General features: G+C 74.3%; 14 protein-coding genes. 7 read left to right on the forward strand and 7 right to left on the reverse strand.

From position 1 onward, the window contains the following. Positions 1-169 precede the first annotated feature (169 nt). On the forward strand, positions 170-1633 hold the full coding sequence (locus POF43_RS22645) for a glycoside hydrolase family 76 protein (RefSeq protein ID WP_271316253.1): 1464 nt from the start codon (positions 170-172) through the stop codon (positions 1631-1633). Positions 1634-1743: 110 nt separating this feature from the next. On the opposite strand, the gene POF43_RS22650 is transcribed toward POF43_RS22645, so the two are convergent. Continuing rightward, positions 1744-4242 carry a glycoside hydrolase family 2 protein gene (locus POF43_RS22650; RefSeq protein WP_271325204.1) on the reverse strand — a complete coding sequence of 833 codons (2499 nt, stop codon included), beginning with the start codon at positions 4240-4242 and terminating at the stop codon, positions 1744-1746. A gap of 555 nt (positions 4243-4797) precedes the next feature. Here POF43_RS22650 and POF43_RS22655 point away from each other — a divergent pair. The 3 genes from POF43_RS22655 (at position 4798) to POF43_RS22665 (ending at position 10923) form a co-directional block, all read left to right on the forward strand. Further along, positions 4798-5790 (forward strand): Gfo/Idh/MocA family protein, encoded by a 993-nt coding sequence (locus POF43_RS22655; RefSeq protein ID WP_271324202.1) that lies wholly within the window; start codon positions 4798-4800, stop codon positions 5788-5790. Between the two features lie 280 nt (positions 5791-6070). Continuing rightward, positions 6071-7831: an ABC transporter ATP-binding protein gene (locus tag POF43_RS22660; protein ID WP_271324203.1), complete on the forward strand. Its 1761-nt coding sequence runs from the start codon at positions 6071-6073 to the stop codon at positions 7829-7831. 302 nt (positions 7832-8133) lie between these two features. Continuing rightward, the gene (locus POF43_RS22665; protein ID WP_271325549.1) at positions 8134-10923 is read left to right on the forward strand and encodes an FAD-binding and (Fe-S)-binding domain-containing protein; all 2790 of its coding nucleotides are present in this window, start codon (positions 8134-8136) and stop codon (positions 10921-10923) included. 98 nt (positions 10924-11021) lie between these two features. Here POF43_RS22665 and POF43_RS22670 read toward each other — a convergent pair whose 3' ends face one another. Continuing rightward, a complete protein-coding gene (locus POF43_RS22670) occupies positions 11022-12101 on the reverse strand; it encodes an alcohol dehydrogenase catalytic domain-containing protein (RefSeq protein ID WP_271323978.1) in 1080 nt (359 codons plus the stop codon). Positions 12102-12324: 223 nt separating this feature from the next. On the opposite strand from POF43_RS22670, the gene POF43_RS22675 reads away from it, so the two are divergent. From POF43_RS22675 to POF43_RS22685, 3 genes are all read left to right on the forward strand, one after another. Beyond that, positions 12325-13101 carry a helix-turn-helix transcriptional regulator gene (locus POF43_RS22675; RefSeq protein WP_271323976.1) on the forward strand — a complete coding sequence of 259 codons (777 nt, stop codon included), beginning with the start codon at positions 12325-12327 and terminating at the stop codon, positions 13099-13101. A gap of 294 nt (positions 13102-13395) precedes the next feature. Beyond that, entirely contained in the window at positions 13396-14721 is a 1326-nt protein-coding gene (locus POF43_RS22680) for a PP2C family protein-serine/threonine phosphatase (RefSeq protein WP_271323975.1), read from the forward strand. A gap of 275 nt (positions 14722-14996) precedes the next feature. Continuing rightward, positions 14997-18530: a ricin-type beta-trefoil lectin domain protein gene (locus POF43_RS22685; RefSeq protein ID WP_271323974.1), complete on the forward strand. Its 3534-nt coding sequence runs from the start codon at positions 14997-14999 to the stop codon at positions 18528-18530. Here the strand turns inward: POF43_RS22685 and POF43_RS22690 are convergent. The 5 genes from POF43_RS22690 to POF43_RS22710 form a co-directional block, all read right to left on the reverse strand. Then, the gene (locus tag POF43_RS22690) at positions 18517-19410 is read right to left on the reverse strand and encodes an STM4011 family radical SAM protein (protein ID WP_271323973.1); all 894 of its coding nucleotides are present in this window, start codon (positions 19408-19410) and stop codon (positions 18517-18519) included. The two genes, POF43_RS22685 and POF43_RS22690, sit on opposite strands and share 14 nt — an antisense overlap. Positions 19411-19417: 7 nt before the next feature. Next, complete coding sequence (locus tag POF43_RS22695) at positions 19418-20869, reverse strand: STM4012 family radical SAM protein (protein WP_282704722.1); 1452 nt, start codon at positions 20867-20869, stop codon at positions 19418-19420. Further along, complete coding sequence (locus POF43_RS22700) at positions 20866-21696, reverse strand: STM4013/SEN3800 family hydrolase (RefSeq protein WP_271318866.1); 831 nt, start codon at positions 21694-21696, stop codon at positions 20866-20868. The genes POF43_RS22695 and POF43_RS22700 overlap by 4 nt, the downstream gene beginning before the upstream one ends. Before the next feature lie 260 nt (positions 21697-21956). Continuing rightward, positions 21957-23306, reverse strand: a complete 1350-nt coding sequence (locus POF43_RS22705; RefSeq protein ID WP_282704726.1) for an STM4014 family protein — start codon at positions 23304-23306, stop codon at positions 21957-21959. A 93-nt stretch (positions 23307-23399) separates the two neighbouring features. Then, on the reverse strand, positions 23400-24344 hold the full coding sequence (locus tag POF43_RS22710) for an STM4015 family protein (protein ID WP_271316046.1): 945 nt from the start codon (positions 24342-24344) through the stop codon (positions 23400-23402). Positions 24345-24435 lie beyond the last annotated feature (91 nt).

The raw sequence follows: 24435 nt of genomic DNA on the forward strand, positions 1-24435 counted from the left end.
CCACCCCTCCGCCGCCTCCCTCACCCGCCTCACCAATCCCGCCAACCCCCTAGTTCGTACGCCCCGTTGACGGCCCCCCTCCCGGGCCCTACCGTCGCGGCAGCACGTTCTCCCCCCCTTTTTCCCCGCGCGGACCGCACCGGCGGCCGCCTGGCCCTGGGAGTCCGGAATGAGACCTTTGCGCGCACTGGCGGCAGTACTGGCCGCCATCGTTTTGACAACGTTGTCCATCTCATCGGCCGGGGCGGCGCAGCCGTCGGCCGTGCGGCCGGCGACGGCGGTGTGCAACACGTACTGCGACGGGCGCGACCCCGCGCTGGCCGCGGCCGACCGCTCCCCGGTGAGCGTCACGCTGTTCTCCCGTGCGATCACCCTGCACCTGGACGACACGGACGCGATGGGCTGGGCGTCGATCACCAACGGCAGCCCGGCCGACGAGGTGTGGGTGGACCGGTCGTTCGACGGCGGCCGCACGTGGAGCTCGGGCAGCAAGCTGGGCGACACCACGATCCCGACCGGCCAGACCGGCTGGCGCACGCTGATGTACAACAACGACGACTGGGCGAACCACGGCATCGGCGCGCTGCGGGCCTGCGGCAAGGCCAGTGACCGGAGCGACATCGCCTGCACAGCGTGGGCGCGCACCACGTGGAACGCCGGGAACGACCGGACCGCCGCCGCGACGGCCGAGATGGAGTTCTACGACTACGGCACCGGGCTGTTCGACACCACCGGCTGGTGGAACTCCGCCAACGCCCTCAACTCGGTCATCGACGACATCTCCGTGACCGGCATGAGCAGTTACTCCTACGCGATCGCCCGCACGTACAGCCTCCAGGTGAACTCCGGCGACGGGCAGTTCCGCAACGACTACCTGGACGACACCGGCTGGTGGGGTCTGACCTGGCTGGCGGCCTACGACCTGACCGGTGACACCGACTACCTCAACACCGCGCGCACCGACGACGACTACATGGCGTCGTACTGGGACAGCACCTGCGGCGGCGGGGTGTGGTGGAGCACGGCGAAGACCGGCAAGAACGCCATCGAGAACTCCCTGTACATCGAGCTGAGCGCGGAGCTGCACAACCGGATCTCCGGTGACACGACCTACCTGCAACGGGCGCAGGCGGACTGGAGCTGGTTCCAGGGCACCGGGATGGTCAACAGCTCGCACCTGGTCAACGACGGTGTGAACGGCTCGACGTGCAAGAACAACGGCGCGACGGAGTGGTCCTACAACCAGGGCGTGCTGGTGGGCGGCCTGACCGAGCTGTACCGCGCGACGAACGACGCGTCGGTGCTGACCGCGGCGGAGCAGGTGGCCGACGCCAACACCACCTCCTCCGCGCTCAACTCGTCCGCCGGGATACTGACCGACCCGTGCGAGCCGGGCAACTGCGGTGCGGACGGGCCGTCGTTCAAGGGCGCCGACCTGCGCGGCCTGTCCAAGCTCAACTCGTTGGAGTCCTCGCACCCGTACACCGCCTACCTGCAACGGCAGGCGAGCACGGCCCACGCCAACGACCGCGACGCGCTCGACCAGTACGGTCTGGACTTCGCCGGGCCGCTGGACTCCACCGACGCCGCCCGCCAGCAGAGCGCGCTGGACGCGCTGAACGCCGGGGGCTGACCGGTGCGCCGGCCCCGGAGCGCGCGTCCGCCGGCACCGGCGGCCGGCTACGGGGGCGGCCCGGTGGGCGGGTGGGGACGCCGCGGCGCCGCCACCCGCCCACCGGCGGTTCAGGACGGCTGCGGCGCGTCCGCGTCCAGGAACGCGGTGCCGGGGTCGAGTTCGCCGAGCGCGATGTCGTTGACGCAGCGCAGCACCGGGCGGGCGGTCAGCGCGGCCGGGTCCAGGTCGGCGCCGGCGGTGACGGTGAACGCCGCCCTCTCGCCCGGCAGCAGGGTGGACACCGTGCCCTCGGCGGCGGCGGAGGCGTGCAGCCGGTCGGGGAAGAGCCACAGGTCGCGCAGCAGGGTGCCGGCCACCACCTCGACCCGCCAGCCGTCGCCCAGGCGTTCGGCGGTGGCGGTGAACTCGGCCCGGGGGTAAGCCAGTTCGCGGTCGGTGCGGAAATACCACTCGGTGTCGGCGGCACCGCAGGCCCGCACGAGTTCGCAGCTCGGGTGCCGGGCGGTGCCGACCTCGGCGTCCACCGCGATCCGGACCGTGCCGCGCGCCGGGCAGTCGAAACCGGTGGACGACCCGGCCAGCCGCTCGCCGTCGAAGGCGTGGCGGGCCAGCTCGATCCGGCCGCGCCACGGCTCGTCGGTGTCGTTGACCACGACGAGTTCCAGGCCGCCGTCGACCGGCTGGAAGGTGGCCAGCCGCGGGCGGTAGGCGGCGCGCAGCGCGTACCAGGCGGGCTTGCGGTGGCCGTCGCCGTCGATCACCGCCCACGAGGCGCCGGGCCAGCAGTCGTTGAGCTGCCACCAGATGGTGCCCATGCAGTGCGGCTGGAGCGAGCGGAAGTGCTCGACGCCGGTGCGCACGGCGCGCGCCTGGTTGACCTGGGTGAGGAAGTGCCAGTCGTCGAAGTCGGCCGGCACGCCGAAGTGGGCGGCCAGGCCCCGCTGGAGCTTGGCGTGGCCGTCGGCGGCCTTCTGGTGGTGCTGGAACGCCGCCGATTCCACGGTGAGTTCCCGGTCGCTGACGCTGCGGCGGACGGTGGACCAGGCGGGCGGGCCCTGGTAGCCGAACTCGGCGGCGAACCGCGGGGTGTGCTCGCGGTAGTCCAGGTAGTCCCGCTGGTTCCACACGTCCCACACGTGGCTGACGCCGTACCGGTCGTCGTTGGGGTGCCGGTCCATGCCGCCCGACCAGGGGCTGGCGGCCCAGTACGGGCGGGTCGGGTCGAGTTCGGCCAGCAGCCGGGGCAGCAGGTCGAGGTAGTACGTCAGGCCCCAGCCGCGGCCGTCGAGCTCCTGCTGCCAGCCCCAGTCGAACCAGCCCCAGATGTTCTCGTTGTTGCCGTTCCACAGCACAAGGCTGGGGTGCGGCATGAGGCGGACGATGTTCTCCCGGGCCTCGGCCTCGAACTCGGCGGCGAGGAACTCCTCCTCCGGGTAGGCGGAGCAGGCGAACAGGAAGTCCTGCCAGACCAGCAGGCCGAGTTCGTCGCACAGGTCGTAGAAGTCCTCCGACTCGTACAGCCCGCCGCCCCACACCCGCACGAGGTTGGCGTTGGCCCCGGTGGCACCGGTCAGCGAGGCGCGCAGCCGGTCGCGGTCGAGGCGGGTGACGAAGGTGTCGTCGGGGATCCAGTTGACGCCGCGGGCGAAGACGTCCCGGCCGTTGACGCGGATCACGAACTTCGAACCGGCCTCATCGGCACCGGTGTCGAGGCCGACCTCGCGGAAGCCGATCCGGCGCCGCCAGCCGTCGAGTTCGGCGCCGTCGTGCGCGACGGTGACGGTCAGCTCGTGCAGCGGCTGGTCGCCGTGACCGCGCGGCCACCACACGGCCGGGTCGTCAACGGCGACCTCGACGGTGGCGGACGTGCCGCCGGTGGTGACGGCGGCACGGACGCCGGCCACCTCGGCGGTGACCTCCACCGGCACGGCCCCGCCGGCCCTGGCCAGTTCGACGTGCACGGTGACGGTCCAGCGGCGGTCGCCGGCGCGGCGCACCAGCGGGCGGACCGTGTCGAGCCGGGCGGTACGCCAGTAGTGCAGCCCGATGTCCTGCCAGATGCCGGCGGTGGGCAGGTCCGGACCCCAGTCCCAGCCGAAGTTGCAGGCCATCTTGCGCAGCGCGGCGTAGGGACGGCCGTACGGGTTCGGCCACTGCCCGCCGGCCGCCTCGACCCGGTCGGCGGCCAGCCGCTCCGGCGCGGTGAACTCCACGGCCAGCTCACCGCGCCCGGTGCCCAGCAGGTGTCCGACCGGGAAGCGGTACGAACGGTGCTGGTTCTCGGTGCGGCCCAGTTCGGTGCCGTTCAGCTCGACGCGCGCCACGGTGTCCAGGCCGCGGCAGACCAGGTCGACCTGCTCACCGTCGGCCGGGGCGGCGGCGTCGAACGCGGTGGCGTACCGCCAGTCGCTCCAGCCGATCCACCGGGTGCCGGTCTCGTTGGCGTCGAGGTGCGGGTCGGCCAGCAGACCGGCGGCCATCAGGTCGGTGTGGACGCAGCCGGGCACGGTGGCGTCCACCGTGCGGCCGGTCACCTCCTGCGGAGTCTCGGACGGTCCCGACAGATGGGCCAGGCTCCAGCCGGAGCGGAGGAGTTGATGACGCACGGGGAGGTGTTCCTTCCTGATCGGCACGCGCGACGCACCGCGGTGTCCGCACCGGCCCCCGACGGCGCCGGTGCGGACACCCCCGGTGGCGTCGCGCCGGACGAAGGGGCGGACGACGGGGGCCGGGCCGGCCCGGCCGGCCCCCGACCGGTCACTCGCGCACGGCCCGCCCGACACCCTCGGCGTCGCGGCCACGATACGTTCCGGGGGCTGCGGGCGGGCGGGGTGCGCGCGATCCGGGCGGGGTCGGTATGCGGTCCGGGCCGGTGGGGAGCGCGATCCGGGCCGGTGGTGAGCACGCGATCCGGGCCGGCGGGGAAGGCGGCCCGGCGGGCCTCCGGCGCAGAGCGGCCCGCCCCGGCCGGCGGGAGCGGTCCGTGCGCCGGGCGGACCGGCAGGCCGTTGCCGATGCGGGCGGGTGTCGTGTGCCGTCCGGTGCCGTATGCCGTGTGCCGGGCGGCCAGCAGGCCGTCACCGTGTGCGGCCGGGTGCCGTTCCGCGCCGTCCCGCGAACGGGGTTTGACCGGTCCGCCGGCCGCCCGCATGCTGTGCGGTATGTCTGAGGAGCGGCGCCGGCGGGTCCGGCTGGGTGTCATCGGTCTGGGTGTCATGGGGTCCAGGACCCTCGACTGCGCGCTCAGCCATCCCGATTACGTCGTGCCGCTGGCCGCGGACCTCGGCGCCGGCGCGGTGGAGCGGACCCGGGCGAGCCACCCGGACCTCACGTTCACCACCCCCGCCGAACTGGTCGCCTCCGGCGAACTCGACGCGGTCTACATCGCCACGCCGCCCGCCTCGCACGCGCGGCTCGCGGTGGACGCCCTGCGGTCCGGCAAGGCGGTCTTCTGCGAGAAGCCGCTGGCCGTCAGCCCGGCCGACGGGCGCCTGATGCTCGACGCGGCCACCGCCACCGGGCTCGCCAACGCCGTCAACTTCCCGCTGGCGGACACCCCGGCGACCCTGCACGTCGAACGCGCGCTGGCGGCGGGCGAGGCCGGCGAGGTGCGCGGCGTCGACATCAGGCTGACGTTCCCGCTGTGGCCGCGCCCCTTCCAGGCCACCGCCGTCTGGGTCGGCGAACGGGCCGAGGGCGGCTTCGTCCGCGAGGTCTTCTCGCACTTCGCCTACCTCACCGACCGGCTGGCCGGCCCGCTGCGGCCGGTCCGCACCGGCCTGCGCTTCCCCGGCGACCCGGCCGCCAGCGAGAGCGACGCGCACGGCCTGCTGTACGCCGGCGAGGTGCCGGTGCACGTCACCGGCCGGGCCGGCGTCGCGGGGCCCGAGACCTACGAGTGGGTGCTGTGGGGCACCCGGCGCTCGTACCTGCTGCGCGACTGGCGCGACCTGTTCGTCTCGGACGGCGGCGCGTGGACCCCGGTGGACCCCGGCGGCCTCCCGGAGCGCGGCGAGGGCAGCCGCCTGACCTCCTTCGCCCGCGCGGTACGCGGTGAACCCTTCGGCGACCTGGCCGACTTCGCCGCCGCACTGCGCGTCCAGGAGGCGGTCGAGGCGTTCCACGGCACGGACGGGGGCGGCGTGAACGCGTGAACGGGGTTGCCGCGGTGGGTGGTTGACGGAGGCGGGGCTTGCGGTGGGCGGTTGACGCGGGAGCCGTAGACCCGGGAGCGACCCCGCAGCCGGGCCGTTGACCGCAGCCGGGCGGCATCCGCGACGGCGGGGGGCGGCTCCGGCGTGCGGTGATGGCGGGGCTTGCGGCAGCGCGGAAATCGCTCGGCGGCGGGCGGGGCGCGGCCTTAGGATCCGGACGATCCCGGACGGGCCGGCGCCGTCCCGTCCCCGCGTACCGAGCTGCCCCCGGGAGTCCGGCATGGCGTCATCACAGGAACCGCTCGACCACCGGTATCAGGGCGAGCGCCCCGTCCGCACCCTCGCGTACCTCTTCCGCCAGGACCGGGCGGTGCTGCTCGGCTCGGCCGGCGCCTTCCTCATCAAGCACTCGCCGACCTGGATGATCCCGCCGATCACCGCCTACGTCATCGACATCATCGTCAAGCACCGCTCGGCCACCGGCATGTGGTACGGCGGCGGGCTGCTGCTCGTCCTGCTGGTGCTCAACTATCCGTTCCACCTGCTGTACATGCGCGGCTGGTACGGCAGCGCCCGCCGCACCGGGGTACGCCTGCGGTCCGCGCTGTGCCGGCGGATGCAGCAGCTGTCCATCGGCTACCACTCCAAAGTGAGTTCCGGCGTCCTGCAGGCCAAGGTCATCCGGGACGTCGAAGCGGTGGAGCAGGCCATCCAGCAGACCGGCGACATGGGTCTTGCCGCGATATCCACGCTGTTCGGGGCACTGCTGGTGACCGCGCTCCAGGCTCCGGCGTTCCTGCCGGTGTTCGTCGTCGTGGTGCCGGTCGCCTCGCTGCTGGTGATGCGGCTGCGCGGCCGGCTGCGGTCGCAGAACGAGTCGTTCCGCCACGAGGTCGAACGGCTGTCCTCCCGGGTGATCGAGATGACGGCCCTGATCCCGATCACCCGCGCCCACGGCCTGGAGTCGACCGCGCTGCGCCGCGTCGACGGCACGCTCGACCAGGTGCTGTCGGCCGGCCTGCGCCTGGACCGGATCAACGGCCGCTTCGGCTCGCTGGCGTGGATCGTGCTCAACGCGCTGGGCGTCGGCTGCCTGGTGACGGCCGGCCTGGCCGCGTACTACGGCTGGCTGGGCGTCAGCCCCGGTGACGTCGTCATGCTCAGCACGTACTTCTCCTCGCTGACCGGCGCGGTCACCACCTTGGTGAGCCTCGCTCCGGTGCTCAGCAAGGGCCTGGAGTCGGTGCGTTCGGTCGGCGAGGTGCTCCAGGCGCCGGACCTGGAGCAGAACGCCGGCAAGCGGGCGGTGTCCTCGGTGGGCGGCCGGCTGGACTTCGAGTCCGTCAGCTACGGCTACGACGGCGCCGACCGGCCCTCGGTGCGCGACTTCACGCTCTCGGTGCGCCCCGGGGAGACCATCGCCCTGGTCGGCCCGTCCGGCGCCGGCAAGTCGACCATGCTCAACCTGGTCATCGGCTTCCTGCGGCCGACCGGCGGGCGCATCCTGCTGGACGGCGTCGACATGGAGGACCTGGACCTGCGCACCTACCGGCGCTTCCTGTCCGTCGTGCCGCAGGACTCCATCCTGTTCGAGGGGACCATCAGCGACAACGTCGCCTACGGCATGCCCGGCGCCTCCGAGGAGCAGGTGCGCCGCGCGCTGACCGACGCCAACGCGATGGAGTTCATCGACCGCCTGCCGGCCGGCGTCGACACCGTCGTCGGCGAACGCGGCGCGCGGCTGTCCGGCGGCCAGCGCCAACGCCTGGCCATCGCCCGCGCGTTGATCCGCGACCCGCGCCTGCTCGTCCTCGACGAGGCCACCTCCGCGCTCGACTCGCACTCCGAGTCGCTGGTCCAGCAGGCGCTGGAACGCCTCGTGCGCGACCGCACGGTCTTCGTCGTCGCCCACCGGCTCTCCACGGTCCGCAAGGCCGACCGCATCGTGGTCCTCCAGGACGGCCGCATCGCGGAGGTCGGCACGCACGAGGAGCTGTCGCGGCGCCACGGGGCGTACGCGGCACTGGGCGCCGCGGGCTGAAGGTCCGAGGCGGGTCCCGGTGGGCCGACATATTTACGGACCCCGCCTCCCCTGAAGATCCTCACCGCAGGACACGGGGTCCACGCATATGCGACAGCGCCCACCTCCGGCCCCACCCCGCCCGGCCCCGCCCCCGGAACACACCCGACGCGCAGGACGACGACCCCCGACCACCCCCACCCGCAGAAGCCCCGCGCGCCGGTTCGGGGGAACCCGGCGGAGCGCCCGGCTCGGCGCGGGGCATGATGGCCCCGGGGGATGATGGCCGGCGAAGCGGATCACCGCGGCAGGGAGTCGAACCGATGGCAGCAAGGACCTCCGGCGCGGCGGAGCCGCTGACGACGGTGCGGCTGATCGACAGGGTCGCGGCGGCGCACGACGCCAGCCACTACCTGCGCGTCCCGGAGGCCGTCGCGCGGCCGAAGGACGCGGCCGGCGTGTCGCAGCTGTTCCGGTACGGCCGGGAGCGGCGGCTGCCGCTGACGTTCCGGTCGGGCGGCACGAGCCTGAGCGGCCAGGGCGTCACGGGCGGCCTGCTGGTCGACACCCGGCGGCACTTCCGCCGGGTCACCGTGCTGGACGACGGCCGGCGGGTGCGCACCCAGCCCGGCGCGACCGTCCGGCAGGTCAACGCGCACCTGGCCCGGCACCGGCGCAAACTCGGCCCGGACCCGGCCAGCGAGATCGCCTGCACGATCGGCGGGGTGGTGGCCAACAACTCCAGCGGGATGGCCTGCGGCACCGAACGCAACACGTACCGCACGCTGGAGTCGGCGGTGTTCGTCCTGCCGTCCGGCACGATCGTCGACACCGGCTGCGAGGACGCCGACGCGCGGCTGCGGGCCGACGAACCGGTGCTGTGGCAGGGGCTGGCCGGGCTGCGGGACCGGGTGCGCGGCGACGCGGAGTCGGTGGCGACCGTGCGGCGGCTGTTCGCCATGAAGAACACCATGGGCTACGGCGTCAACGCGCTGCTGGACTTCGACCGCCCGGTCGACATCCTCGCCCACCTGATGGTCGGCAGCGAGGGCACGCTCGGCTTCGTCGCCGAGGCGACGTTCCGCACCGTGGAGATCCTGCCGTACGCGGCCACCGGCCTGGCCGTGCTGCCGGACCTGCGGGCCGCGACCGCCGTGCTGCCCGACCTGGTGGCGCTGGGCCCCGCGACCGTGGAGCTGATGGACGCCACGTCGCTGCGGGTGGCCCGGGCGCTGGACGACCCGCCGGCCGTACTGGCCGCGCTGGACGTGCGCGAGCACGCCGCGCTGCTGATCGAGTTCCACGGCGCCGACCAGGAAGCCCTGGACGCGCGGGTGGCCGCCTGCGAGAAGCTGCTCGGGCCGCTGTGCCCGGACGGCCCGCCGGTCCTCAGCGCCGACCCGGCGACCCGGGCCGGCCTGTGGCACGTACGCAAGGGGCTGTACACGGCGGTGGCCGGCGCCCGCCCGTCCGGCACGACCGCGCTGCTGGAGGACGTGGCGGTGCCGGTGCCGGCGCTGCTGGAGACCTGCGAGGAGCTGACCGCGCTGTTCGAGCGGCACGGCTACCAGGACACCGTCATCTTCGGCCACGCGAAGGACGGCAACATCCACTTCATGCTCAACGAGCGGTTCGACGACCCCGCCTGCCTGGACCGCTACCGCGCCTTCACCGAGGACATGGTCGAGCTGGTCCTGCGGCACGGCGGCACGCTCAAGGCGGAGCACGGCACCGGGCGCATCATGGCGCCGTTCGTCCGCCACCAGTACGGCGCCGAGCTGCACGGCGTCATGCGGGAGATCAAGCGGCTGTGCGACCCGCACGGGCTGCTCAACCCCGGTGTGCTGCTCAGCGACGACCCGGACTCCTACCTCGCCGACCTCAAGACCACCCCCGCGGTCGAGGAGGAGGTCGACCGCTGCGTCGAGTGCGGTTACTGCGAGCCCGCCTGCCCGTCGAAGGACCTGACCCTCACCCCGCGCCAGCGCATCGTCGTACGCCGGGAGATGCGCGGCGCGCAGGAGGCCGGCGACACCGGGCGGCTGGCGGAGCTGGCGGCGGACTACGCGTACGAGGGCGTCGACACCTGCGCGGTCGACGGCATGTGCCAGCCGGCCTGCCCGGTCGGCATCAACACCGGCGACCTGGTCCGGCGGCTGCGGGCGCAGAACGCGGCGGGCACCGCGGAACAGGCGGTGTGGACCGCGCTGTCGAAGCACTGGGACCCGGTCACCCGCGGCGCCGGGGCCGCGCTGACCGCCGCCCGGCTGCTGCCGGCGCCGCTGACCACCGCGGTGACCCGGGCCGGCCGCGCGCTGGCCGGCGCCGACACCCTCCCGCTGTACGGCGCGGGGCTGCCGCGCGGCGGCGCGACCCGCCGCCCGGTGGCCGTACCGGACGCCGTCGCGGTGCACTTCCCGGCCTGCATCGGCACGATGTTCGGCCCGGCGCCCGGCGGCGAGGGCGCCTCGCACGCGCTGCGCACCCTGTGCGACCGCGCCGGGGTACGGCTGTCCGTCCCCGAGGGCATCGGCGGCCTCTGCTGTGGCACGCCGTGGAAGTCCAAGGGCCACACGCCGGGCTACGAGCACATGGCCGGCGTGGTGCTGCCCGCGCTGCTGGCGGCCAGCGACGGCGGCCGGCTGCCGGTGGTCTGCGACGCGGCCAGCTGCACCGAGGGCCTGGAGACCATGCGGGCGCAGGCGGGCGAGGAGTTCGCCGCGCTGCGGTTCGCCGACGCGGTCGCCTTCGCGCACGAGCACCTGCTGGACCGGCTCACCGTCCGCCACCCCGTCGACTCGGTGGCCCTCCACCTGACCTGCTCCTCGACCCGGCTCGGCGTCAACGACCAGGCCCGCGCCATCGCCCGCGCCGTCTCCCCGCAGGTCCACGAACCGGTGGACTGGAGCTGCTGCGCCTTCGCCGGCGACCGCGGCCTGCTGCGTCCGGAGCTGACCGCGTCGGCCACGAAGGCGGAGTCCGCCGAGGTCAACAAGCGGAACTACGCCGCCTACGCCTCCGTCAACCGCACCTGCGAGCTGGGCATGACCCGGGCCACCGGCCACGAGTACCGGCACGTCCTCGAACTGCTGGAGGAGGCGACGAGGCCCTGATCCGGGGCGGGGCGGCCAGGGGCGGAGGCGGCCGGGGTGGGCGGCGCCCCGGGAACCGCCGCCCGGCGACCGTTCCCCCCCGCTCGGGGTCCCCCCGCTCAGGGCTGGAGGACCGTCAGGCTGAAGCGGCCGCCGTGGGCCGCGGCGTGGGCGACGGCCGCCTCGACGTCGGCCAGGCCGAAGGCGGTGACGTCGAAGCCGCCGAGGTCCAGCAGGCCGGACCGCACCAGCTTGATCAGCCCGGCGTTGGCCTCGCGGGGGCACATCCACTGGCCGCGGATCGTGATGTTGTTCCGCATGATCCACGGATAGGGCAGTGCCAGGTCGTCGCCGCCCAGCATGCCGACGCCGCCCATCAGCACGACCGTGCCGGAGTCGCGGACCGTCATCGCCGCCGCCCGTACCGGGGCCGTGCTCGCCGAGGGCGGCAGCATGTCGAGCACCACGTCGATCGGGCCGGGTGCCGCCCGCCGCATCCGCTCCCGGTCCTCGTCCTCGTCCCCCGACAGCCGCACCGTGCGCACCCGTGACCCGAAGCGGCGCTCCAGGTCCTCAAGGGCTGCCTCGTTGCGGCCCGGCGCGACGACGCAGCCGGCGCCCATGGCCAGCGCGACCGCGACGCCGGCGCCGCCGAAGTTCCCGGTGGCCCCGCTGATCAGGACGGTGTCGCCGGCCCCCAGCCCGGCGGCCAGCAGGCCGCCGTACGGCACGAGCAGGACGTGGGCGGCGCACCAGGCCCCGGCGTCGGCGGGGTCGATGTCGCCGAGGGGGAAGACGTTCTCGGTGGGCACCAGCAGCTGCTCCGCGAAGGAGCCCTGGCCGAAGTACCGCTGGAGCATCAGGCCGCCGTCGCCGCGGGCGCTCCAGCCCTGGAGGGTGATGTCGGGGGTCGGCACACCGTCCCGCGAGCGGATCGTCGGGTCGCACAGGACCCATTCGCCGACCCGCAGCGCGGTCGCGTCGGGGCCGGTGGCGCGCACCCGGCCGACCGCGCCGAGCCCCGGTGTCACCGGCAGGGTGAGCGGGTATCGGCGTTCGCCGCTGAAGACCTCGGCGGTGTAGGGCAGCACCCCGGTCGCGGCGACGTCGACGACGACCTCGCCGGTGCCGATGACGGGATCGGGGACCGTCTCCAGGCTCAGCGGGGATCCGAACTCTTTCAGGACTGCGGCTCGCATCGTGACTCGCTCCTTCCGGGAACGCCGTTCGGCGTGGCGTTTCCTCATCATGGAACGGGTACGCGGACGGTGTGCAGGACCGCCGCCGTCCTGGGATCGCGCGGTACCACCCTCCTGGACGCGGGAGAATCGCCCCGGTCCGCCCCGCACAGCGGTCCCCGCACAGCAGTACGAGACCGTTCCACCCTCCCGGATCGGCTCCGCCTTCACGAAGCAGGTGACCATGCCGGAACCGGCCCAGGACGCACTCGGCGCCTTCCTCCGCTCGCGCCGGGAGCAGCTGACCCCGCAGGCGGCCGGGGTGCCCGACCGGCGGCGGCGGCGCACGCCGGGGCTGCGGCGCGAAGAGGTGGCCGAACTCGCGGGCATCGGCGTCGACTGGTACGTCCGGCTCGAACAGGGTCGGGCCGTCAGTCCGTCGCCCGCCACCATCGACTCGCTGGCCCGCGCGCTGCGCCTGGACAGCACCGAGCTGGCGCACCTGCGGACCCTGGCGCACGGTGCCCGGCCCCGGCCGTTCGTCCCGGAGAGCGTGCCGGAGGCCGTCCGGCACCTGGTCACGACGCTGGACCGGCCGGCCTACGTCACCGGCCGGCGGTGGGACGTCCTGGTCTGGAACGAGGCGGCGGCCGAGCTGCTCATCGACTTCGACCGGCTGCCCGAGCAGGACCGCAACATCCTCGTCCACCTGTTCCTCGATCCCCGGGCCCGCCAGCGGTTCGGCCCGGGCTGGGCCGAGGAGGCCCACCGCGCGCTGGCCCGGTTCCGGGCCGCGCACGACCTGTCGATGCCGGACCCGGCCTTCACCGAACTGTCGGCCCGGCTGTGCCGGGAGTCCCCGGAATTCGCCGCCTGGTGGGCGCAGCACCGGATCGCCGACAACGGCAACGGCCGCAAGACGCTGTACCACCCCGACCGGGGCGTCCTGCGTTTCAGCTACGCCACCTTCCAGGCCAACGACCACCCGGCCCTGAAGCTCACCGTCTACTCCCCCCTCTGACGTACTCGCTCCGACAAGCCCCACTCCGGCGTCGCCCGGCACCGACCGCCCCCGCTCCGACGCTGCCCGCTCCGGCGTCCCCGCTCCCCGGCCGTCCGTGCTCCGGCGTCCCGCTCCCACCGTCCCCACTCCGGCGTCCCCCGGCGGGCCCGAGCGGTCCGCCGCCAGGGAAGACCGGGCCGGGTTCGCGCGTTACTGTTTGCGTGCGCCCACATTTACGGCGCCCCGGCGCACCCCCGGCGCCGGACGTCGATCCGCCGGCACGGCGGGTCGCGAGTACAGGCGGGTACGGCGATGACGGCAGTGGAATTCCCCGGCGGAGCAGGGAGCGACGGGCTGCCGGCGGCGCTGTGGGATTCGCGGCGGCTGGCCGCCGTCCGGGCCACAGGGCTGCTGGACAGCGATCCCGAACAGGCGTTCGACGACCTGGGGGAGCTGGCCGCCAGCGTGACGGGGTGCGGGCGGGCCTTCATCACCCTCGTCGACGACCGGCGCTCCTTCTGGATGTCGTGCGTCGGCGTCGACGTCGCGACGGTGGCCGAGCGGCAGTGCCCGGTGGAGGACAGCTTCTGCTATTACCTGGTCGGCCTGGAGGGCGAGCCGTTCGTGGTGGAGGACGCGGCGGCCGATCCGCGGACCCGCGACCATCCGGCGGTCGTCCCGATGAAGATCGGCGCGTGGGCCGGTTACCCGATCATCGCCCAGGGCGGCGAGGTGCTGGGCAGCATGTGCGTGATCGACGAGAACCCCCGCGTCTGGAGCCCCGCCGAGCTGGCCACCCTCAGCACGCTGGCCCGCGCGGTCAGCAACGAGATCAACCTGCGCGAGTCCCTGGAGGCCACCCGGCGGGCGCTGCGCACCTCCACCGACCTGGCCCGCAGCCTCCAGGACAGCCTGCTGCCGCCGGCGCTGCGGCCGGTCCCCGGCCTGGAGGCGGCCGCCTCCTACCTGCCGGCCGCCGGCGGCACCACGGTGGTCGGCGACTTCTACGACCTGTTCCGCACCAAGGGCCCGTGGTGGAGCACGGTGATGGGTGACGTGTGCGGCAAGGGCACCGAGGCGGCGAAGGTCACCGCGCTGGCCCGCTACACCCTGCGGGCCGAGGCCAACCAGCACCTGTCGCCCGCCGCCGTCCTGCACCACCTGAACGCGGCCCTGCTGGACCAGCGCCAGGGCGAGCGGTTCGTGACGGCCGCCTACGCCACCTTCCGGACCACGCCGACCGGCATAGCGGGCCGCCTGTGCACGGCCGGACATCCGCCGGCGCTGATCCGCCGGGCCGACGGCCGCGTCCAGGAGGTCGGCCTGCGCGGCAGCCTGCTCGGGGTCTTCCCCGACATACTCCTCGCCGACACGCGGTTCCGGCTCGGGGCGGGCGACACGCTGCTGCTGTACACCGACGGCGCCACCGAGGCCCGCGCGCCGCGCACCGACGGCTCCGCCGACCGTCCGCAGTTCGGCGCCGAGGGGCTGGCCGCCGCCCTGTCCGGCTGCCACGGCCTGACGGCGGCCGGCGTCATCGATCGCCTCGGCGACGTGCTGGCCGGCTACAGCCAGGGCTGGGCCAGCGACGACACCGCCCTGCTCGCCCTGCGGGTACCGCCCGGCACCCCCACCTGACGGTCCCGGGAACGTCGCCCGACGCGCCGTCATGGCTGCTTTCCCGCCACCGCTGAAGCCACCCTGACGCACCGTCACCACCACGTCCCACCACCGCAGTTGGCCCAGTCCGACCTGACGCACCGTCATGCCCGCGCAGTTTCAGCGGCGTTCACCCGGCCGCCGGCCCGTACGGCCCTCTGTCGGGCGGGCCCGGTGCCGCTGTACAGTGCGACGGCTCCGCAGTACGCGCAAGGGATCGCTTCCGACGTCCACGCCTGCCTGCGAGGTCCACCGTGCGCCTGTCCCGCGTTCGCCGCCCCCAGCGCCCGACGGCCGTCTCGGCGGTGCTGGCCCTGCTGCTGGCCGCCGTGGTCACCGTCCTGACCCCGGCCGGCACCGCGCAGGCCGCCACCAGCACCGTGATCGACGGCAACGCCCGCTTCGAAGTGCTCACGCCGACGCTGGTGCGGCTGGAGTACGCCGGCGACGGGGCGTTCCAGGACGCCGGGACGTTCAACGCCGTCAACCGGTCCTTCCCGGTGCCGTCCTACACGACCGACGTGACGGCGGACGGCTACCGGGAGATCCGCACCAGCGGTCTGACGCTGCGCTACCGGCAGGGCAGCGGGCCGTTCACCGCGGCCAACCTGTCGGTCACCCTGGCCGGCACCGGGGTGAGCGCGGCGCCCGAATTCCCGTCGTACTGCGCCGAAGGCAGCGCGTGCGAGGCGGAGAACGGGCTGCTGGGCGGCTCGGCGACCACCGCCTACGACCACACCGGGTTCAACGGCAGCGGATTCGTCGCCGGGTTCGAGGGCACCGGGTCCGCCTGGACGCAGGACGTCTCCGCGGTGCCGTCGGCGGGCACGTACCGGCTGCTGGTGCGGTACGCCAACGCGACCGGCGGCGATGGGCAGGCGACGACCCGGACGCTGTCCACCACGGTCGGCGGCGCCGCCGGGCCCGCGCTGAGCTTCCCGGTCACCGCCTCCTGGGACACCTGGTCCACGGTGTCGGCCGACGTCACCCTGACCGCCGGGGTCAACACGTTGCGCATCCTCCAGGGCGCCGGCGACTCGGGGAAGGTCAACATCGACTCCGTGGCGATCGTCCCGGCGGGCACGACCGGCTTTCCGGCGCCGCGGACCACGCTGAAGGAGACGGCCTACGGCGCCGGCCCCGCCGACACCCTCGGCGGCTGGTCGCGGTCGCTGGACAACCCCGAGACCCTGCCGGTTCCCGAACACCCCGGCGTCCTCGACCGCGACGGCTGGTACCTGCTCGACGACACCCGCACCGCGCTGCTGAGCGCCTCCCACACCGTCACCGACCGCCCGTCGCACGGCACGCAGCCGTACCAGGACGGCTACCTGTTCGGCTACGGCCAGGACTACCGGCAGGCGCTGACCGACCTCAACGCGCTGACCGGCGCCACCGACCTGCTGCCGGAGTCCGCGTACGGCGTGTGGTACTCGCGCTACTACGCCTACAGCACCTCCGACTACGAGAACACCCTGCTGCCGCAGTTCCGGTCCAACGAGACACCCATCGACTGGCTGGTGGTCGACACCGACTGGAAGTCGCCCAGCCAGTGGAACGGCTGGAACTGGAACCCGGCGCTCTTCCCCGACCCGCAGGCGTTCCTGGACTGGACGAAACAGCAGGGCCTGTCGGTCGCGATGAACATCCACCCCACCATCGCCGGCAACGACCCGCGGTTCGCCGCCGCCGACAGCCAGGCCGGCGGCGCCCTGACCCCGCAGGGCGACGGCAACTACGACTTCGACTGGTCCGACCCGGCCCAGCTGTCCGCCTACCTCGCCCTGCACCAGCCGTTCGAGCAGCAGGGGGTGCGCGCCTGGTGGCTGGACTACTGCTCCGGCTGCGGCGCCTCGACCGCCTCCGACCCGCACGTGGCGCCGGACAACCTGATCAACCAGGCCTACGCCGACGAGGCGGCCGCCCGCGGGCTGCGCGGCTTCTCCTTCGCCCGGATCGGCGGCTCGGAGCAGGGCGGCGACGACAGCAGTTACGCGCTCGGCCCCTGGTCGGAGCGGCGCGACACCCTCCAGTTCACCGGCGACACCCCGGCCGACTGGGACATGCTGGCGCAGGAGGTGCGCTTCACCGCCGACGAGGCCGCCGCCGGGCTCTCCGCCGTCAGCGACGACATCGGCAGCTTCCACGGCGACCACCTCGCCGACGACATGTACGACCGCTGGGTGCAGTTCGGCACCTTCCAGCCCGTCGACCGGCTGCACTCCGACCACGGCGACCGCCTGCCGTGGAACTACACCGGCACCGCCGAGACCAGCGCCGAGACCTTCCTGCGGCTGCGCGAGGCCCTCGTGCCGTACACCTACACCCTGGCCCAGCAGGCCCACGCCACCGGCGTGCCGATCGTGCGGCCGCTGTACCTGGACTACCCGGCCGACGACGCCGCCTACACCGCCACCGGCGAATACCTCTACGGCGACGACGTGCTGGTCGCGCCCATCACCACACCGGACGACGCCGACGGCAACGGGTCGGCGTCGGTGTGGGTGCCGCCGGGCACCTGGACCGACTACTTCACCGGCCAGGCGTACACCGGCCCGCAGACCGTCACCATCACCGACCCGCTGTCGCGGATGCCGGTGCTCATCAAGGCCGGCGGCATCATGCCGACCCGCACCGACTACACCGACAACGCGAACGCCGCACCGCTGACCCGGCTCACCGTCAACGTCACCGCCGGCGCCGACGGCACGTTCAGCCTCTACCAGGACGCCGGCGAGGGCACCGGCTACACCGCGGGGCAGTCCAGCACCGCGCCGCTGACCTGGAACGACGCCTCCCGCACCCTCACCGTCGGGGCGCAGAGCGGCGGTTGGAGCGGCGCCCCGACCGCCCGCGCCTACACGCTGCGGCTGTCCAACGCGGCGGCGCCCACCGCGGTGTCGGTCGACGGCGTCCAGCTGCCGGAGACCGCCTGGTCGTGGAACGCCGACCGGCGCACGGTGACCGTGACCACCGCCCAGCTGCCGCTCGACGCCGCGCACACCGTCACGCTGACCGGCAGCGCCCAGGCCAACCCCGTCTCCGGCGAGGTCATCGGGGCCGGCGGGCTGTGCCTGGCCGTGCGCGGCGGCGCCACCGCCGACGGCACCCCGGCCCAGCTCGCCACCTGCGACCACGGCGCCGCCCAGCAGGTGACCTACGCCGGGCAGACCGCGCGCATCCTCGGCAGCTGCCTGACCGCCACCGGCACCGCCGACCACTCCCCGGTGGGCATCGCGAGCTGCTCCGGCGCCGCCGGCCAGACCTGGACCCACCAGTCGGACGGCACCCTCGTCAACCCCGCCTCCGGCCGCTGCCTCGACGTGCCGGACGACGACACCACGCCGGGCGCGGTCCAGCTCCAGCTCTACGACTGCGACGGCACCGCCGCCCAGCTGTGGAAACCGCCGCCCGGACCGGTGGGCGGACCCGGCGGGCTGTGCGTCGACGTGGCGGACGCCGACCCGGCCTCCGGCACCCCCGTGCAGCTCTACACCTGCAACGCCTCCGACGCGCAACGCTGGTCGGAACCCGGCGACGGCACCCTGCGCGCGTTCGGCAAGTGCCTGGACCTGCCCAACGCGGCCACCGCCGACGGCACCGCGCTCCAGCTGTGGGACTGCAACGGCACCGGCGCGCAGACCTGGGCCACCCATGCCGACGGCACCCTCGTCAACCCCGCCTCCGGCCGCTGCCTCGACGACCCCGACGACAACCAGCGCTCCGGCGACGCCCTCCAGCTCTACGACTGCGACGGCACCGCCGCCCAGCACTTCACCCTCGGCTGAGCCCCGCGCCCGGCGGGGGCGGTACCGGTGACGGCCAGCCGTGCGGGACGCGTTCCAGCACGCCGCCGGCGAACACGTCGTACAGCGGCAGGGACTCGAGGTGGACGTAGCCGATGTGGCAGTCGCAGACATCGAGCGGGCACGGGCGCGGCCGCAGCGCCGCGCGGTAGGAGCCGTCGTAGAGGTTCCCGATCGGGGCGGGCACGAAGTGGCAGCGGCGCACCGTGCCGTCGCCGTCCACCGACACGACGGACTCGCCGGTGCGGCAGGGCCGGCCGGCGCTGGCGTGCGGCAGCCGGCTGTAGCCGAACAGCGGGTCCAGCGCGGCCCATTCGGCCGCCTCCGCGTCCGAGTACCGCCGGTCCTCCTGCGCGTTGACCCACAGGTAGACGTGGCCGGGCAGTGCCGCGCGCATCCGGCGGGCCGCCGCCAGGTGCGCCGGGTCGCCGACCACCCCGACGCTGTAGCGGGTGCCGCGTTCGTCCAGCTCACGGCACTTGGCGGCGAACCGCTCGTGCGTCACCTGGCCCGGGTGGTACGTCGTCCACAGCGCCAGCGTCGCGGGATCGGCCTCCGCCACCCAGCGCACCCGGTGGCTGAGGTTGGTCTGCACCGCGACCCGCGCGACGTGCGGCAGCCGGCTCAGCCCGGCGAGCGTTTCGCGGTACCACGACCGGGTCAGCGCCTCGCCCCACGGGGTGAACAGCAGCGACAGCCGGTCCTCGCCCGCCCGGCCGGCGGCCCACCCGGCGAACCGCGCCAGCGCCGCCCGGTCGGCGGCCAGCTGGGCACCGGTGTCGCGGCGCTTGGCGAACGGGCAGTACGGGCAGTCGTAGTCGCACGACGCGAGCGGGCCCCGGTAGAGAACGGTCAGGTCCACCGGCGCCTCACCGCGCCCGGTAGCCGGCCATCGCGGCCCGCGCCCGGCCGGAGAAGAACGCCGGGCCGATCGCGTCGGAGTGCGCCAGCCCCTCCGGGGTCAGCCGCAGCGTGCCGGGGGTGTCCGCCAGCCAGCCGCGCGCGCCCAGCGCCGCCAGCTCCGCGGCGAAGTCCCCCGCCGCGTCCGTGCCGAACCGCTCGCGGTACCCGGCCTCCGCCAGCCCCTCGCACTGGAGCAACGACTGCACCAGGTGCCGGCGGCGCGCCTCCTGCGCGTCCATCCACCAGCCGACCTCCGCCCGGTCGAAGTCGCCGGCCGGCCGGGCCACGTAGTCGTCGACGATGCCGCGGATCTCCGTCATCGAGACCGCGTAGTCGAACGAGTAGTGCAGCGCCCGGGTGTACGAACGCGCCCCGCAGCCCAGGCCCACCATCGCGTCCGTCTGGCAGCAGTACTCCGTGCCGCCGGCCGCCGGGGCGCTCGCGCGGCGGAACATCCGCATCGACACCTGCTCGTAGCCCGCCGCCAGCAGGTGGTCGCGGCCCGCCCGGTACAGCGCGAGCCGCCGCCCGTCCCACACCGGGTCGGCCGCGTCCGGGTCCTCGCGCCGGCCCAGACCGGTCAACGGGCGTACGTAGAGCGGGTAGAGGTAGAGCTCCTCCGGCTGCCAGGCCAGGGCCGCGTCCAGCGAGGTACGCCAACTCGCCGCCGTCTGGCCGTCGATGCCGTAGATGAGGTCCAGGTTGAGCACCGGGATGCGGGCCTCGCGGACCCGGGCGATCGCCGCCTCCACGTCGGCCCGGCGCTGCGGACGCACCGCCGCGCGCGCCTCCTGCGGCACGAAGCTCTGCACGCCCAGGCTCAGCCGGGTCGCGCCGCGGGCCGCCAGCAGCGCGAGCCGGTCCGCCGTCGCGGTGGACGGCGACGCCTCCACCGACAGCGGTACCGCCCGCAGGTCGGCACCGGTGCGCCGCTCCACGATGTCGCACAGCCGCTCCAGCTCGCCCGCGGTCAGGAACGTGGGCGTGCCGCCGCCGAACGCCGCCTGCGCGTACCGGGCGTCCGGCCCCAGCGCGTCGGCGACCCGGGCCGCCTGCCGGTCCAGCGCGTCGAGGTACGCCCCCGTCAGCCCGTCGGGCGCGCCGATGCGGGTGAACAGGTTGCAGAAACCGCACCGCACCTCGCAGAACGGGATGTGCGCGTAGAGCGACAACGCGTCCTTCGGCTCCCCCGCCCACAACTCCGCGAGCACAGGCCGCTCCGCCAGCGGACGGTACGCGGTCTTGTGCGGGTACGCGTAGACGTAGCTCTGGTAGGGGGAGGCGTCGAGGGGGGTGTCTCCGAGGGGGGTGGTGCTGGCGGGGTCGTTGGAGAGGCGGAGGCCGTCGATCGGGTCACCGTCGGCCGGGGGGCGCGGGGTGGCCGGCTTCGGGGCGGAGGGGGTCGGGGCGGTGGTCATGCTCGGGGCTCCTCGGCGGTGCGTGCCGCGGCCGGCAGCGTGAAGTGGGCGTAGGGCACGGTCCACACGACCTCGTGGCCGAGGCGGTGGCCGGTGTGGCCGTCCTCGCCGTAGGCCGTGCCGTGGTCGGAGCAGACGATCGCGAAGCACGGCCGGCGCCGGGTCATCGCCGCCAGCAGCCGGGGGACGTGCCGGTCGACGTATTCGAGCGCGGCGGCGTGCGAGGCACGGGTGTCGCCGTCGGCGCTCGTCGCGCCGGGCAAGTGGTGCCAGTTGGGCTGGTGCAGCGCGGAGACGTTGACGAACAGGAACAGCGGGCGGTCGTCGCCGTCCGCCGTGATCCGTTCGGCGAGCGCCACCTGCGACTCGAACGACGTCGGGGACGTGACGCCCAGCTCCGGCGACCAGTGGCTCTCCTGGAACATCCCCGGCAGCACCGAGCCCAGCGCCGCCCGCTTGTTGAAGAACCCGACGCCGCCCACGCACACCGTGCGGTACCCCACCTCCGCCAGGCCGGACACCAGGTCGGGCGTGTCGTAGACGAAGGACGTGCCGGCCGTCGACTCGCTGCCGGCGAACCGGGCCGCGAACAACCGCGGATGCGGCCCCGGCCGGTCCGCCGGTGTCGGCAGGAACCCGGCGAACATCGCCTGGTGCGCGGCGTAGGTGAAGCTGCCGGGGCTGTGCCGCCGCTCCCACCGCCCACCGGGCAGCAGCGCGGCCAGCCGCGGCGTCCGCCCGGCGACGGCGAGTTCGTCCGCCACGTCGAACCGCAGGGTGTCCAGCGTGACCATGAGGATGTCGTGACTACCGACGATCTCGCGCATGTCGGGGGGCTGGGAGGAAGGGTTGCGCGTCTGATCGGGTGGGGTTGGCGTCCGGTCCGGTGAGGTGGGCGTCCCGTCGGGTGGGGTGAGCGTCCCGTCGGGTGGGGTGAGCGTCCCGTTGGACGGGGTGGGCGTCCCGTTGGACGGGGTGGGCGGCTGATCGGCGGACGCAGGCGTTCGACCGCGCGGAGCCGGCGGCTGGTCCGGCGGCTGGTCCGGGGGCTCGAACATCTGCTGGCTCGGGGCGGCCGTCTGGTCGTTCACGGGTGGATTCCTGTCGGGGGTGTCGCAGCGTGGGCCGCCGGTAGAGGTGCCGCGCCCGGCGGGGAAACGGTCGAGGGGGACGTGGTGGCCGTTCCCCTGAGGGGCGTCCCCGCGAGGGCCGTCCCCGTGCGGGCCGTCGCCGAGACGGAGGTGCCGGCGGCCGGGGCGTGGCGGGCGGCGGCGATGAAGGCGCCGTAGGTGTCCAGGCCCTCGGCGCCGGAGCCGGGCAGGCCGGTCAGCCGGGGCAGCAGATCGCCGAAGGCGTTGACCTCGCCGACCGCGTACCGCCGCCAGCCGGTCGCCGGCAGCAGGTCGACGCCGATGCTCAGCGACCGCGGGAACAGCGCGGCCACCCGTTCGCACATCTCCAGCGCGTCGCGCCAGGCGGGGCCCGCGAGCGCGCGCACCGCGTCCAGGTCGCCGCGGGCGCCGCCCAGATGGAGGTTGGTCATCGGATGGCGGCTGGTGCGCACGACCGCGTGCGTGGGCCGGCCCGCGGTGACCACCACCCGCAGGTCGGCCGCGCGCCCGGCCTGCGCGGCCTTCGGCAGCCAGCGTTCGACGTGCGACGGATCACGGGCCAGGGCGCCGAACAACGCGCGCAGGTCGACCTCCTCGGTGTAGCGGCGCACCTTCAGCGAGTTGAACAGCACCGGCGAGCCGTCCGGCCCGGCCGCCAGCTCCGCCGACGTGGTCGCCCGGGCCCGGCCGCGCGGACCGATCTCCACCGCCGTCACCCCGGAGGCGGACGACCCGTGCGCCGGCTTGACGAAGGCCCGCGTCATCCCGGCCGCCGCCAGCCGCTCGCGCAGGTCCTCCCACCCCTCGATCGGCCGGCCCCCCTGGTCCAGGGCCGGCGGTACCGGCACTCCGGCCGCCGACAGCACGGCGTGGGTACGCCGTTTGTCGAACATGACGGCGATCTCCGCCGCGTCCGCCAGCACCGGGCACCCCCGCTCCGCCGCCCGCGCGGTCACCTGCCGCAGGGCTGCGGTGAACCGCGCGAACCACGCCGCGCCGCCCTCCACCCGGGCCGGCGCGAACCCCTCGCCCAGCGCGTCGCCGCGCAGCAACCGGTCCACCTCGGCGTCCTCACCGGGCGAGTCGATCCGCACCAGCGTCCCCGGCGCCGGCCCCGCACCGTCCGTCCCCCGCACCACGTCCCGCCACGCCACCACCTCCGGTACCGGCGACCCCGCCGCCACGACCGCCGCCCGGAACAACTCGACCCGCCGGCTGCCGGGATTGCCGACAACGGCGAACCGAACGGCACTGGTTGAGGAGGCAGGACGGACGGGGAAGGGGTGTGCGGGGACCGTCGAGCCCCCCGCGCCCTCACCCGCCACCACACCCACCTGATTCACCGTCAATTTCCCGTCTCCCACGCCACGTTCGCCTCCTTCCGGTTCCGCGGGCCTTCGGCTGCTCCGGCCTGCTGCTTACTCCGCGACCGCGATGTAGTGGTAGACCTGACCGTCGTACTCGTCCGGCTTCATCCGGTCGTCGAGGTCGACCTCGACCCCGGCGGGTTCCAGTGCCTCGCGCACCCGCTGGGTCATCGCGTCGGACAGGTAGTGGTGGTGCAGGTCGAGCCGGGCCAGGTGGGTCAGCGGCTGGCCGGACAGCAGGGCTTCGGCGCCGGCGTCGGTCAGCACGCCGAGGGCGAGGCTCAGCGTCTCCAGCATCGGCACCACCGGCGCCTGCGCGACGGCCTCGGCTATCGCGTCCTGCACCTCGCTGTCCATCAGGCCGAGGTGGCGCAGCGCCGGGAACCGGGTGCCGGACAGCAGCGGGGCCAGGTCCTCGACGGTGGTGTCGCCGCCGTAGTTCTCCGAGCCGAGCATCAGCTCCAGCCGTTCCAGCGCGGGCAGTTCGCTCTCCGCGATCGACCGGACGACCGCGCCGGACATGCCGCCGGACTCCAGCCGCAGCGTTCGCAGCTCCTGGTGCCGGACCGGCCCGAACTCGCGGTGGCCGCCGCGCGCGCCCAGCTCCCGCAGTCGCGGGAAGGCGTTGAGCAGCGGGGCGAGGTCGGTCTGCTCGATCCAGGAGATCTCGTTCTCCTCCGAGACGACGTCGGCGAGGAAGAAGCCGGTGAGCGCGGGCAGGCGGTCCGCCGCCTCGATGACCCGGTTCAGCTCGGCGCCGAGGTCGGACTCGTACATCTCGTCACTCCACGCGCCGATGATGACGGCGGTGACGCGGGTGGTGTCGACGGTGTCGAGGAAGCGCGCCCAGATCGCTTCGAGGTCCTCCTCGGCGTTCCAGTCGTAGGCCAGCCGCCAGGCGACGGCGTCCGGCTCGGGCAGCGGGTCCGCCGACCCCGCGGCGGGCAGGTCGAAGACCCGCAGGCCGTGGAACTGGGTCAGGTGCTGGCTGAACATGGGTCGTTCTCCTCCGGAGCCGCTCGGACAGTGGCCAACTCCTATCAGGTGGCTCGGACAACCGTTCCCACCGGGCGGCCGGGGACCGGTT

Source organism: Streptantibioticus silvisoli (genome assembly GCF_027947535.2).
Classification (GTDB): Bacteria; Actinomycetota; Actinomycetes; order Streptomycetales; family Streptomycetaceae; genus Streptantibioticus_C; species Streptantibioticus_C silvisoli.